Origin of the sequence: Binatus sp. (SeqCode) (genome assembly GCF_035272065.1) — a bacterium.
Lineage (GTDB): Bacteria > Desulfobacterota > Binatia > Binatales > Binataceae > Binatus.
The window spans coordinates 1-12,099 of the sequence record NZ_DATEQZ010000029.1 but is presented as its reverse complement, the minus strand read 5'-3'; the positions used below and the strand labels follow the sequence as shown (position 1 = coordinate 12,099).

Below are 12,099 nucleotides of genomic sequence, written 5' to 3'. Positions count from 1 at the left end.
CGCTTGTGCTTGCTTTGTGATCGCGGGGCTCGCGCTCGCGGCGGGAAGCGACGATCAGCGGAATTTTGTGGCGAGTGCGGCGCCCAAGATTGATCTGCTTGGACTCGTTGCGGCGGTCGTACTGCTGGCTACGGGATTCATCAACCTGATAACGGCGGGGGTTGCGCGGCGGTTCGTGTTCTCGACTTCGTTCATGGCCGTGCTTGCGATCAAGATTGCGTTGTTTATCGTTATGATCGTCGTGATGACGTGGTCGATGAGAGTCGGCGCGGTGATCAGAGCTGTTGTTGCGCGCGAGCGTGTTGATGCGGTGCCGGGCGCGATGACTCGAATGGTGCGAGCGCATATCGCGATCGTCGCGATGGGCGGTATCGCGCTGATTCTCGGAACGTGGCTGATGGGAAGCTAGATGGCTGAGATTCCACCGAAGATCAAAGTCGGCGCGTTCACCGTCGCGTTTCTAGCCGACGGACTGTGGCGCAACGACGGCGGATGCATGTTCGGCGTTGTGCCGCGCGAATTGTGGAAGAGCAATCATCCGCCGGACGAGCGCAACCGGATTCGGCTGAACCTGACGTGTCCGCTCATCATGAAGGGCAGCGACGCCATTCTGGTCGATACGGGAATCGGCAATCGCCTAAGCGACGTCGAGCGCAAGATCTTCGACCATGGCGACGGCTGGTTGCCGCAGCATCTGAGCGCACTCGGGATGGAGGCCGGCGACATCACCCATCTGATCGTGTCACATCTGCATTTCGATCATTGCGGAGGAATCGTGCGGCGGCGCGAATCCGGCGCACTCGAAGCCGCGTTTCCACGCGCGCGAATCTTCGCGCAGCGCGGCGAGCTCGACATCGCCGACAATCCGCGCAACGAGCGGCTCCGCGCCGCGTATCGCCACGCCGAGGAGGTTCTTGCGCCGGTGCGCTCGATGCTGGAAGCGCTCGACGGCGATACCGATGTCGTCGCGGGCGTGCGCGCCGTCGTCACCGGCGGACATACGCGGGACCATCAGGCTGCTCTCGTAACTGATGGCGGCGAATGCTTCATGCATCTCGCGGATATCGTGCCGACACGCTCGCATATCCGCGGGCCGTGGAACCAGGCGTACGATCTCGACGCGCTCCGCACGATGGAACAGAAGGCGCACTATCTCGGGCTCGCGGCGGAGAATCGATGGTGGTTGTCGTTCGCGCACGACGACACGGTGTTCGCGGCGATGGTGAAGAACGATCGCGGACGTATCGTGCTCGCCGACACGATCCCGGTTTCTGAGCGGCTATTTCAATTTTCTTAGTAATGTTCGAATTTGCATTCTGCCGACCTGTTGACACGGAACGCGTCTGAGTATGCTGCGTATGCCTATGTTACTTGTTGCAGATCACAGGCTCAGTTATACTCGATATTAGGATGGGCTCCAGAAATAGTACGGCCCGACCGTTTCCCGCGCTCCCAGGCAGTATTCCTGCTCAACATTCTATAACCCGAACCCGAAGGAGATAGCCGATGGCGGATCTCAATAACTTCGAGCGAGTGATCAAAGAAGACCGCGCCGCACGCGAGTCGAAGCAGTGGCGCGGTACCTTGCTCGATTATCTCGAGGTCGTGAAAGCCGACCCGATCATGACCAAACTCGCGCACGCGCGAATCTACGACTTGATAATCTCCGCCGGTCTGCACCCGCTGCATGACACCGACGATCCGCGCACCAAGCGGCTGTACAAGGACGAGCCGCTGAAGGTGTTCAATTTCTTCGCCGAGGAATTCTTCGGGATCGAGCGCACGATCGCGCAGATCGTCCGCTACTTCCATTCCGCGTCGCTCAAGGGCGAAGAGAGCCGGCAGGTCCTGTACCTGATGGGCCCGGTAGGTTCGGGCAAGAGTTCGCTGGTCGAGCGAATCCAGCGCGGACTCGAGCAGGTCGGACTCATCTACGCGATCGAAGGATGCCCGATGAACGAGGAGCCGCTGCATCTCGTGCCGCGCCATCTGCGGCGCGAGTTCGAGAAGATGCTCGGCGTGCATATCGAGGGCGACCTCTGCCCGGTCTGCCGCTACCGCCTGAAGACCGAGTTCAACAACCGCTACGAGGAATTTCCGGTAATCGCGCGCAACTTCTCCAAGCGCAACCGCGTGGGGATAGGCGTGGTGCCGCCGGTGGATCCGAACAACCAGGACACCTCGGTGCTGATTGGCTCGGAGGATATCTCGAAGCTCGACCAATACTCCGAGGGCGACCCGCGCGTGCTCGAACTCAACGGCGCGCTCAACGTCGGCAACCGCGGAATCGTCGAGTTCATCGAAGTTTTCAAGAACGAGACCGAGTACCTGCACGCGATGATCACGGCAACGCAGGAGAAAGTGATTCCCGCGCCGGGACGCCACGGAATGGTGTACGTCGATACCTGCATCGTCGCGCATTCGAACGAGGCCGAGTGGCAGAAGTTCAAGGCCGACCACACCAACGAGGCGATCCTCGATCGAATCGTCGTCGTGAAGGTGCCGTACAACCTGCGCCTGTCGGAAGAAGTTAAGATTTACCAGAAGATCATCAAGAACTCCGACTTCCGCGCGCATGTGGCGCCGCACACGCTCGAGATAGCTTCGATGTACGCGATCCTCTCGCGCCTCGAGCCGACCTCGAAGTGCGACCTGATGACCAAGCTGCGGCTCTACAACGGCGAGGAAGTCGTCGAGAAGGGACGCACCAAGAAAATCGACGTGCAGGAGCTGAAAGAGGACACCAAGCGCGAGGGCATGTCGGGCATCTCGACGCGCTTCATCATGAAGGCGCTCGACAACGCGCTGTCGGACAACGTCACCGGCAACTGCATCAATCCGATCAACGTGCGCGAGGCGCTCATCTCGATGACCAAGGAGGGCGACCTGCCCGACGACACGCGCAAGCAGTATCTCGAGTTCCTGCAGGACACGCTGCACAAGGAATATCTCGACCTGCTCGAAAAGGAGATCACCCGCGCGTTCGTGTACTCGTACCAGGAGCAGGCGGAGTCGCTGTTCCAGAACTACCTCGATCACGCCGAGGCGTTCGTCAACAAGACGCGCGTGCGGGATCGCAACACCAAAGAGGAACTGGCGCCCGACGAGGGCTTCTTGAAGTCGATCGAGGAGCAGATCGCTATCATCGGTTCGGCGGCCGACGGATTCCGACAGGAAGTGATCGCGTACTTGTGGGCAACCTCGCGGCGCGGCGAAAAGATCAGCTACAAGAGCTACGAACCGCTCAAGGAAGCGATCGAGAAAAAGCTGATGACGTCGGTGCGCGACATCTCACGCATCATCACCAAGGCGCGCACCCGCGACGAGGAGCAGGGCGAGAAGTACAGCTCGATGGTAAAGAACCTGCTCGAAAACGGCTACTGCGAATCATGCGTCGATGTCGTCCTCAAGTACGCCGCAAACAACCTGTGGAAGGATTGAGTCCTTGTGTCATTCTAGAGCGAAGCGAAGAATCCCGGATCCGGAAGCTGTGTGCGAAAAACATCAAGCAGCAAGAGTTACTACGTTTATATAATGAGCAGTCCGTCGCGGACGTTGTACGCCGGCGTGACGAATGACCTCGAGCGACGTGCGAATGAGCACAAAAGCGGCGTGTTCGATGGTTTCACAAAGCGCTACCGAATCAATCGACTGGTTTATTTTCAGGAGACCAACGACATCGGAGCGGCAATTGCTGCCGAAAAACAGATCAAAGGACTATCGCGATCGAAAAAAGATTGCGCTGATCGAGGCCGAGAACCCGACGTGGCAGGACTTGAGCGATGAGTCCTAGAAAAAGAGCGGGATTCTTCGCCGCAGCGGCTCTGAATGACAAAAGGGCAAAGACTCGGAATGCAAGACATCCTCAACAAGATCTCTTCTTTGTGTCATACAGAGCGGAGTCCGCGGAGCGAAGAATCCCGGCTCCGAAAGCAGTGTGCGGAAACCATCGAGCAGCAAGCGGTACGAAATCCATTTCTTACGGAACGAAGCTACCGATGGTAGTGAACGCCTATCAAAACCACCACCTATGGTATGAAAACTGAGCCAGTGCACCCGACGAAGATGGCCGAACTGAACATAACGCGGGTGTCCGGATGAGCGGCGATACAATCTTCCGCGAATACCGGATCTCGGACGCCGAGCGCTCTGACCGTTCGGCCGGCGACCGGCTGCGGCATCGGCAGAAAGTTCGCGAATCTATTCGCGAAAATATTGCCGACATCATCGCCGAAGAATCAATCATCGGCAAAGACAGAGACCGCGTGATCAAGGTTCCGCTGCGCGGAATCAAGGAATACCGCTTCGTGTTCGGCGACAACGCGCCGGGCGCGTCGCAGGGCAACGGCGACTCGCGGCCCGGGCAAGTCGTCGGCAAGACCGGCAAGGACGGTCCCGGCAAAGGCGACGATCATGCAGGCGATCGGCCTGGCGTCGACTACTACGAGACCGACGTCACGCTCGAAGAGCTTATCGAGATCATGTTCGAGGATCTCGAATTGCCAAATCTCGAACGGCGGGCTCTGCGCGAAATCCAGTCCGACTACTCGTCGCGGCGCAAAGGCTACCGCAAGGTCGGCATCCGCATCAGGCTCGACAAGCGGCGCACCGCCAAGCAGCGGGTAATGCGCATGCTTGCGTCCGACAAGCGTCTCGACGCGGCCAACCGCGCGCTCGAAGAATCGAAAGCCGATCGCGAAGTTGCAGGAGATGCCATTACCGGCGTTGAGGGCGCGCTCGACGAAATCGCGCTCGAAGAAGGCACGCTCGACGAAGAGTCCCTCGACGTTTCGACCGGCGCCGCATTTCAACGTGTCCACCGCCGCTTCCCGTTCCATCAGGACGATCTGCGCTACAAGCACGTAGAGATCGACACCAAGGAAGAGTCGAACGCTGCTGTAATCTGCATCATGGACACCTCGGGCTCGATGGACACGATGAAGAAGTACCTCGCGCGCAGCTTCTTCTTTCTGCTCTACCAGTTTATTTCGACACGCTACCGCAACGTCGAGATCGTTTTCATCGCGCATCACACGGAGGCCAGCGAGGTCACCGAGGAAGAATTTTTTCACAAGGGCGAGTCGGGCGGCACCTTTATTTCTTCGGGTTACGCCAAGGCGCTGGAAATAATCGCCGCGCGCTACCATCCGTCGCTCTGGAACCTCTACGCCTTCCATTGCTCCGACGGCGACAACTTCGACTCCGACAATCCCGCCGCGCTCAAGGACGCCGAGGAACTCGCCGAGATTTGCAACCTGTTCGGCTACGGCGAGATCAAGCCGCTCGGTTCGCGCTACTACGAATCCTCGATGCTCAACGTGTTCCGCCGAATCCAGGCGCCGAATTTTCACACCGTGCTGATCGAGCGCAAGGAAGACATCTGGCCGTCGTTCAAAGCGTTCCTGGCCAAGGACAGGGTGAAAGAAGCATGAGCGCCACTCCGCACGCCGGCGCCGCTCGCAACATCACGACGTGGAAACTGGACGACCTCGTCGAGTGGGACCGCCGCATTCGCGAGAAAGCGGCGGAGTTCGGGCTTGACTGCTATCCGCAGGAGTTCGAGCTTTGCGATCATTACGGGATGCTCGGGTACATGGCGTACTCGGGCATGCCGTCGCACTACCCGCATTGGTCGTACGGCAAGTCGTACGAGAAGCTCAAGACGCTTTACGATCACGGCGTCAGCGGCCTGCCGTACGAGATGGTGATCAACTCGAATCCCGCGATCGCCTATCTGATGCGCGACAACTCGCTGCTGCTGCAGGTGCTGACGATCGCGCATGTGTACGGGCACAACGATTTTTTCAAAAACAATTTCACGTTCAAATCGGCGACGCGTGCCGAGCTGACGATTGAGGCCTTCAAGTCGGCGGCGATGCGTGTGCGGCGCTACGTCGAGGATCCGTCGATCGGCGTCGAGAAGGTCGAGCGCATTCTGGACGCGGCGCATGCGCTCTCATGGCAGTGCCGGCGCAATTTTGCGATCAAGAAACTCTCGCCCACCGAGCAGATGGCGCGCGCCGAAGATACCGCGCAGGGACAGCCCGATCCGTTTCAGAAGATCCATGCGCGCAAGACGATCGAAGTCCCGGATTTCCACAAGGTGCCGCTCGAGCCCGACGAGGACCTGCTGCTCTTCATCCGCGATCACAACCCGTTCCTCGCCGACTTCGAAAAAGATCTGCTCACCATCGTCGATGAAGAAGCCAAGTACTTCATCTCGATGATGGAGACGAAGATCATGAATGAGGGGTGGGCGAGTTACTGGCACAAGAAACTTCTGGAGTCGCTCGACCTCGAGCAGGGGATCCGTCTCGAATTTATCGTCAATCACAACCAGGTTTGCCGCCCGATTCCCGGCCAGATCAACCCGTACCATCTCGGGCTCAAGGTCTGGGAAGACATCTACCGCCGCTTCACGAATCCGACCAAGGAGGAGATCAAGCGCGACGGCCCGCCGGCGAAATCCGGCAACGAGAAGATCTTCGAGGTTCGCGAGGTCGAGCGCGACGCGTCGTTCCTGCGGCGTTACCTGACGGAAGAGCTCATGCGCGAGATGGACATCTTCGAATACGAGGCGCGCGGCGAAGAGCTGGTCGTCAGCAAGGTGGCCGACGACGAGAGCTGGAAGAAAGTGAAGGCGACACTGATCAAGAACGTCGGCACCAACTCGATTCCGGTCCTCAAAGTCGAGGACGCCGACTTCGGCCAGAACCGTACTCTGTATGTGAAGCACGATCACGACGGCCGCGACCTGCATATCGAATACGCCGAGAAGAGCCTCAACTACCTGCAGCGGCTATGGGGCCGCGAAGTTGTGCTCGAGACTGTGCTCGACGGCAAGCGCTCGCTGCTCTGCAGCAATGATCGTGGTTTCTCGGTTCGCGCGCTCAAGTAGAAGTCATTTGCCCTCATCACATTACGCGCTTTGAGCGCGCCTCCAGGCACGCTGCTGAACGGCCCAGCGGCACGTTGCTTTAGATTTGTTGGTCTTATAATTTCAGGCACGGACGATGCGGTTCGGGTCGGCTGCAAGGAGGCGCGGATGATGGAGTGGCCGAAGTGCCAGAAGTGTAACAATGGCGCGTTGATTCCCCTGTCCGACTACGGACAGGAGGGCGCGTCGGTGATGTTCAAGGCTTGGGTTTGCACGAATCCTGATTGCGGTTTCAGCCTGCGCGTGGACAAGGGCGAAGTGACTTACGGCAGGCGCATCGAGACCAAGCACTGATCATTTCTCATATCGTAACCTAAAGGGCAGTCCGCGCGGGCTGCCTTTTTTGTCGTGTCTTCGCCCGTTTGAAACATCCGGCGACGCCCGTCGTCTCTTGATCATGGGCAATTGGTTTCCAAATTGCCGTGGCTGCTTGCCGCTCGCGTTGATCGCTGCCGCAGCGTGCTCGCTGTCCGGATGCATGTCGTACGGCGAAACCGTTATCTATCAACTCTATCAGACCAACGCTGACCGATGCGTGCAAAACGAAACTGACGCTTGCGTGGCGATGCTGCAGTCGAGTTGCGAGGCGCCCGCTCGCGTATGTACCGACTACGTCCCCCAATTCCAGACGCAGGCCAGCCGGCAGCTCTCGCAAAAATGCCGTGCAAGCGACGAGGCGTCCTGCCGGGCGCTAGACACGGTCGCATGCGACAACGGCGACTCCGCGGTGTGCGCGCGTCTCGGCGTGGAGTACGCGAAACTTTATGCGTCGTGCAAGGCGGGCGATGCGAGCGAATGCGAATCGCTGTCGCTGTCGGTATGGCCGAAAACGCAGACCGATCTCGCCATCAACGCGTGCAAGAACGGCGACGCGATCGCATGCCGAGTCGCCAGCTCGAGCGCAAGCGCAATGAAAGTGAACGTCGACCGGAACGCGCAGTTCGCGATGTTCTAATTTACGAGAAACGAGTAGACGGTCGCGTCGGTGACCGGTTCGTAGCCGATTGTCTGGTAGACGTGATTTGAGGTCGGGTTGGCAAGGTCGGTATAGAGAAAGCAGAACGTGCGGCCGTCATCCAGCAGCTTCTGGCTTAGCGCGGCGACACACGCGCCCGCAAATCCTTTGCCGCGATTTTCCGGAGGCGTGTAGACCCAAGCCACCCGGATGCCATTCGGCGTAGGTCCCGCGAATCCCGCCATCGATACTGCGGTGCCTTCGACCTCCCACAGCATCAAATGTCTTGACTGCGGCAATGGCAACGCAGCGTTCTTTTCTGCCTCTTCGCGATCCATGCCTTCGGCATCCACCGAGAACGCGGCGCGCCATTTTCGCAGCAATACGTCATCGGACTCGTCGGGTTCGCGGAGACGGCCCGCAGCTCTCACTTCGTTTCTGACCCGGCTCAACTGGTAGATGCGCTGCGCCATCTGAATGCGGAAGCTACGCCCCGAGAGTTCCGACCACTTCAGCGCAAACTTGCGCGCGACTTCAGCGGAACTGTTGACGCCTGGAATCGTAAGGCCAGCAGCATGGAGTTCGTGAGCAATCGCGTCGATAGCGGAATCGTCGCCGATCCATGAGAGGATCATATTATGCGGCGGCGTCATCAAGACAACGCCAGCAACCGCGCCGCGTTCTTCAACTAACGCCATTAGCGGAGCGTCGGCTCCCCATTGCTCGCCAACTCGAAGCCCATCAAGAAGGCCAAGGATCAAGCAATGCTCAGCCTCGCGCCTCAAAAGAAATGGCTGGGTGCGTTCAAGGAATTGACCGGCATCCGAGAAGAACTTTATTTGATTTGCCGAAGCCACAATTCTGAACCGTATTTTCCGATGGCGAACGAGGCAAATATCAGCGGCCGTACGTGCGCATTACTTCGACAAGGCGATCGTGCGGAATAGCCTCGACGCGATACCCGTTGATTCCGACCATCGTAGTCGCTGCGACCAACGCGTTGACTATCGCTTCCTCGGTTGCCTGCACAACTGCGGTGAAGAGCGGATCCATCCGCGAGTTGCGGAGCATCTTCACGCGCTCGACATCGGGGCGTCTCCCGCCGGCGGCGTTGGCAGTTGAAAATGCGATGAACAGATCGCCTGAGCCGTTGCCCGATACGCTGCCGGTGCGCGCTAGGCCCATCGTGAGGCGCCGCGCGATTCGTTTGAGCTGATGCGGCATCAGCGGCGCATCAGTAGCCGCGACAATAATGATCGAGCCGAGTTCCTGCGTGCTGAACGGGTCATGGCCGGGGCGAAGCTCATGGCCGACACGAACGCCGGCGATCGTCAGTTCATGCGGACGTCCGCAATTTAGTTGCACCAGGACTCCCGCGGTGTAACCGCCCGATTTGCGATCGAGCCGTCGCGACGCCGTGCCAATTCCGCCCTTCCATCCATAGCCGATCATGCCGGTGCCGCCGCCGACGCATCCTTCCGCGACACGTCCGCCGCGTGCGCTCGCGAGAGCAGCCCACGCGTGCTTGGCGGTGACGTGGAACCCGTCGATGTCGTTGAGCAACCCGTCGTAGGTCTCGGCGACCACCGGCAACGACCAAGGCTGCGTCATCTTGCGGCGGCGCACCTGCCACGCAATCACCGCGTCGCGCACGACGCCGACGCTATGCGTGTTGGTGATCATGATTGGCGTAGTCAGCAAGCCCGACTCCTCAACCCACGCCGTGCCAGTCATCTCGCCGTTGCCGTTAAGCGAGAAGTATCCTGCGAAGACCGGAGAGCCGTCACGCCTTCCTCGCGGAAGGATCGCCGTGACGCCCGTGCGAACCGGCCCGCGGCCAACGATCAACTTACCGTCGCGGCGGATGATCGTAGTGTGCCCAACCTCGACCCCGGCAACGTCAGTGATCGCGTTGAGCGGCCCGGGCTCGCCGTCAAAGGGAATCCCAATCTCGCGCGCGCGAGATCTAGCGACCTTGCGATTCGATCCAATCGCCATGTCGAAAAGACATAGCGAAGAAACTCCGCGAGTGACAGAATGCGGGACGCGCGAGGGCGCATGACGATTCGCCGATCACATTTGCTGCTGCTGGTCGCAATAGCGACCACATTTGCGCTGTCACTGCCGAGGCGCGCGAGTGCCAGCGTGGTTTTTATTTCGCAGGAGGACGCCGGCCGCGAGTTTACGCTCGATCGGGGCGACGCGCTGGAGATATCGCTGCCTGCAACTTCGGGCACCGGCTACACGTGGCAGGCCGAGCCTGTAGCGGCAGGGTTCGTCAAGCAAGTCGGTGAGCCGGCGTTCACGTTCGACAGCGCGATGCCCGGTGCGTCGGGACATGAGACTTTCCACTTCTCAGTTGAAGCGAGCGGGACCGGCACACTCGAGATGCGTTACCTTCGGCCGTGGGAGAAGGGCATGAAGCCGGCCAAGGTCTTCAAGACTATGCTCATCGTCCACTAACTGCGCTGCGCGACATACGGTACTGCCGCTCGTATTCCACCATTGCCGCTTCCGCATACTCAGGACTCGTGAGAGTGGCGAGAAACGCGACCAGGTCGTCCTGATCGGCTTTGGAAAGGTCGAGCGGAACTATCACGGAGTCGAGATACGGATTACGCACGCCGCCCTTATTGAAATGTGCGACGACATCCCAGAGCGTCGCGGCCGAGCCGTCGTGAAAATAGGGCTGAGTGACAAGCAGGTTGCGGAGATCGGGCGTGCGGAACGCGCCGATATCGGCAGGCTTGTGAGTTACCAGGTAAAGTCCGAGGTCGCTCATGCCGCTGTCGGTCGCAAGCTTATCGAGCTGCGTCGAGTCGTCGCTCCTGGGGCGCATCGCAGTAGCGTTGTGCACGAGCGCGGCGCTTGCCGACACGCCCGCGTTGTGGAAGCGCCCGTCGGTGAACAGTGGACGCTCGGGACTCCATCTATGGCAGACAATGCATCGTCCATCGCCGTTGAAGATTTTCCAGCCGCGCTTCGCGGACTCATCAATCGCGCCGCTCTCCCCCGCCATGAAGTGATCGAACGGCGAGTCGAAGGAGATCTGCGTGCGTTCGTAGGACGCGAGCGCGCGGCAAATGTCGTCGAAGTTCACTTCGCGGCCGAAGACCCGCTCGAACGCTTCGCGATACCGCGGCATCGCCTTGATCTTGGCGACCACCTCGTCGGGGCTCTTCATCCCCATCTCGATCGGATTCAGGATAGGCGACTTGGCCTGCTCCTCAAGCGTCTGCGCGCGACCGTCCCAGAACAGGCTCGTGTTGAACGTAGCGTTGAGGATAGTCGGAGCGTTGCGGCGTCCAGTCTGGTTGTCGATACCTACCGAAGTCTTCTTCTGGTCGGTGAAGCCGAGCGCGTAGTTGTGGCAGCCCTCGCAGTGCTGGAGGTTGTCGGCGGAGAGCCGCTGCTCGACGAACAGCGCCTGTCCGAGCGCAATCTTGGCGGGCGTCTGCGGATTGTCAGGCGGGATCGAGCGCGCGTAGAGCTCGGCCGGGAAGCCTACCTGATGCTCTGATTTCGGAGAGGCACCCGACCGCGAGGCGCGGATTGTCGAGGCAACGCCGCACGCTGTCAGGATCAGCGCGAGCGCTGCGTAGACAAACGGTCGGGCAATGTTTCGATGGTCTTGCACGCCTGCCCGAGAATCTGACTATCGCGTGCGGACTGCAATACAGAAAAAAATGAGGGCGGAGTCCTTCGACTCCGCCCTCTCGAGATTCCCCGGCCGCGTCCTACTCTCCCGTGACGCCTTCGGTCACAGTACCATCGGCGCTGAAGGGCTTAACTGCCGTGTTCGGGATGGGAACGGGTGTTTCACCTTCGCCATGGCGACCGGAAACCTGTCGCACTCACCGGAGTGAGCGCTCAAGCTCCGACAAATCTGAATAGTAGGGTCTGCAGGTGCAGTCGTTCGAACCTTATTTGTGACTCGACCTTTGCCGTCCCATCCGGTTAGCGATTGAAACCCGGACAAGTATGCGGCGGCTATTTCAAGGTAAATTGAAATAGGTAGTGGTCAAGCCTCACGGCCGATTAGTACCAGTCAGCTCCACGCCTTACAGCGCTTCCACCCCTGGCCTATCAACCTCCTGGTCTAGAAGGGGCCTTTAGGATCTTACGATCGGGATACCTAATCTTGAGGTGGGCTTCCCGCTTATATGCTTTCAGCGGTTATCCCGTCCGTACATGGCTACCCGGCGAT

Annotated in this window: 12 protein-coding genes and 2 rRNA genes; 9 read left to right on the top strand and 5 right to left on the bottom strand. The window is 59.5% G+C overall.

The features are described 5' to 3' along the window. Positions 1–16: 16 nt before the first annotated feature. From VJX68_RS04800 to VJX68_RS04770, 8 genes are all read left to right on the top strand, one after another. A complete protein-coding gene (locus VJX68_RS04800) occupies positions 17–409 on the top strand; it encodes a hypothetical protein (protein ID WP_324094520.1) in 393 nt (130 codons plus the stop codon). Next, the gene (locus VJX68_RS04795) at positions 410–1,297 is read left to right on the top strand and encodes an MBL fold metallo-hydrolase (protein ID WP_324094519.1); all 888 of its coding nucleotides are present in this window, start codon (positions 410–412) and stop codon (positions 1,295–1,297) included. A 209-nt stretch (positions 1,298–1,506) separates the two neighbouring features. After that, positions 1,507–3,441, top strand: coding sequence for a hypothetical protein (locus tag VJX68_RS04790; protein ID WP_324094518.1), 1,935 nt, complete (start codon positions 1,507–1,509; stop codon positions 3,439–3,441). Between the two features lie 93 nt (positions 3,442–3,534). Next, complete coding sequence (locus tag VJX68_RS19080; protein ID WP_349255885.1) at positions 3,535–3,786, top strand: GIY-YIG nuclease family protein; 252 nt, start codon at positions 3,535–3,537, stop codon at positions 3,784–3,786. Between the two features lie 311 nt (positions 3,787–4,097). Continuing rightward, positions 4,098–5,432, top strand: a complete 1,335-nt coding sequence (locus VJX68_RS04785) for a YeaH/YhbH family protein (protein WP_324094517.1) — start codon at positions 4,098–4,100, stop codon at positions 5,430–5,432. Beyond that, on the top strand, positions 5,429–6,898 hold the full coding sequence (locus VJX68_RS04780; RefSeq protein WP_324094516.1) for a SpoVR family protein: 1,470 nt from the start codon (positions 5,429–5,431) through the stop codon (positions 6,896–6,898). The genes VJX68_RS04785 and VJX68_RS04780 overlap by 4 nt, the downstream gene beginning before the upstream one ends. A 147-nt stretch (positions 6,899–7,045) precedes the next feature. After that, entirely contained in the window at positions 7,046–7,231 is a 186-nt protein-coding gene (locus VJX68_RS04775) for a hypothetical protein (protein ID WP_324094515.1), read from the top strand. Between the two features lie 148 nt (positions 7,232–7,379). Beyond that, positions 7,380–7,892, top strand: a complete 513-nt coding sequence (locus VJX68_RS04770; RefSeq protein WP_324094514.1) for a hypothetical protein — start codon at positions 7,380–7,382, stop codon at positions 7,890–7,892. On the opposite strand, the gene VJX68_RS04765 is transcribed toward VJX68_RS04770, so the two are convergent. Together VJX68_RS04765 and VJX68_RS04760 are read right to left on the bottom strand one after the other, a co-directional pair. Next, positions 7,889–8,749, bottom strand: coding sequence for a GNAT family N-acetyltransferase (locus VJX68_RS04765; protein ID WP_324094513.1), 861 nt, complete (start codon positions 8,747–8,749; stop codon positions 7,889–7,891). The two genes, VJX68_RS04770 and VJX68_RS04765, sit on opposite strands and share 4 nt — an antisense overlap. A gap of 40 nt (positions 8,750–8,789) precedes the next feature. Next, positions 8,790–9,890: a DmpA family aminopeptidase gene (locus VJX68_RS04760; RefSeq protein WP_324094512.1), complete on the bottom strand. Its 1,101-nt coding sequence runs from the start codon at positions 9,888–9,890 to the stop codon at positions 8,790–8,792. 39 nt (positions 9,891–9,929) lie between these two features. On the opposite strand from VJX68_RS04760, the gene VJX68_RS04755 reads away from it, so the two are divergent. Continuing rightward, positions 9,930–10,355 carry a protease inhibitor I42 family protein gene (locus tag VJX68_RS04755; protein WP_324094511.1) on the top strand — a complete coding sequence of 142 codons (426 nt, stop codon included), beginning with the start codon at positions 9,930–9,932 and terminating at the stop codon, positions 10,353–10,355. Here the strand turns inward: VJX68_RS04755 and VJX68_RS04750 are convergent. The 3 genes from VJX68_RS04750 to VJX68_RS04740 all read right to left on the bottom strand — a co-directional run. Then, a complete protein-coding gene (locus VJX68_RS04750) occupies positions 10,342–11,529 on the bottom strand; it encodes a cytochrome-c peroxidase (protein WP_324094510.1) in 1,188 nt (395 codons plus the stop codon). The genes VJX68_RS04755 and VJX68_RS04750 overlap by 14 nt on opposite strands. Before the next feature lie 87 nt (positions 11,530–11,616). Continuing rightward, positions 11,617–11,734: ribosomal RNA gene (rrf, locus tag VJX68_RS04745) — 5S ribosomal RNA — on the bottom strand. 175 nt (positions 11,735–11,909) lie between these two features. After that, positions 11,910–12,099 (bottom strand): 23S ribosomal RNA (locus VJX68_RS04740); the annotation flags it as partial.

Bases quoted from the DNA above. Each gene is read 5' to 3' on its own strand.
- VJX68_RS04760 (WP_324094512.1), bottom strand. From the start codon at position 9,890: ATGGCGATTGGATCGAATCGCAAGGTCGCTAGATCTCGCGCGCGCGAG.
- VJX68_RS04795 (WP_324094519.1), top strand. From the start codon at position 410: ATGGCTGAGATTCCACCGAAGATCAAAGTCGGCGCGTTCACCGTCGCG.
- VJX68_RS04780 (WP_324094516.1), top strand. From the start codon at position 5,429: ATGAGCGCCACTCCGCACGCCGGCGCCGCTCGCAACATCACGACGTGG.
- VJX68_RS04775 (WP_324094515.1), top strand. From the start codon at position 7,046: ATGATGGAGTGGCCGAAGTGCCAGAAGTGTAACAATGGCGCGTTGATT.
- VJX68_RS04755 (WP_324094511.1), top strand. From the start codon at position 9,930: ATGCGGGACGCGCGAGGGCGCATGACGATTCGCCGATCACATTTGCTG.
- VJX68_RS04790 (WP_324094518.1), top strand. From the start codon at position 1,507: ATGGCGGATCTCAATAACTTCGAGCGAGTGATCAAAGAAGACCGCGCC.
- VJX68_RS19080 (WP_349255885.1), top strand. From the start codon at position 3,535: ATGAGCAGTCCGTCGCGGACGTTGTACGCCGGCGTGACGAATGACCTC.
- VJX68_RS04785 (WP_324094517.1), top strand. From the start codon at position 4,098: ATGAGCGGCGATACAATCTTCCGCGAATACCGGATCTCGGACGCCGAG.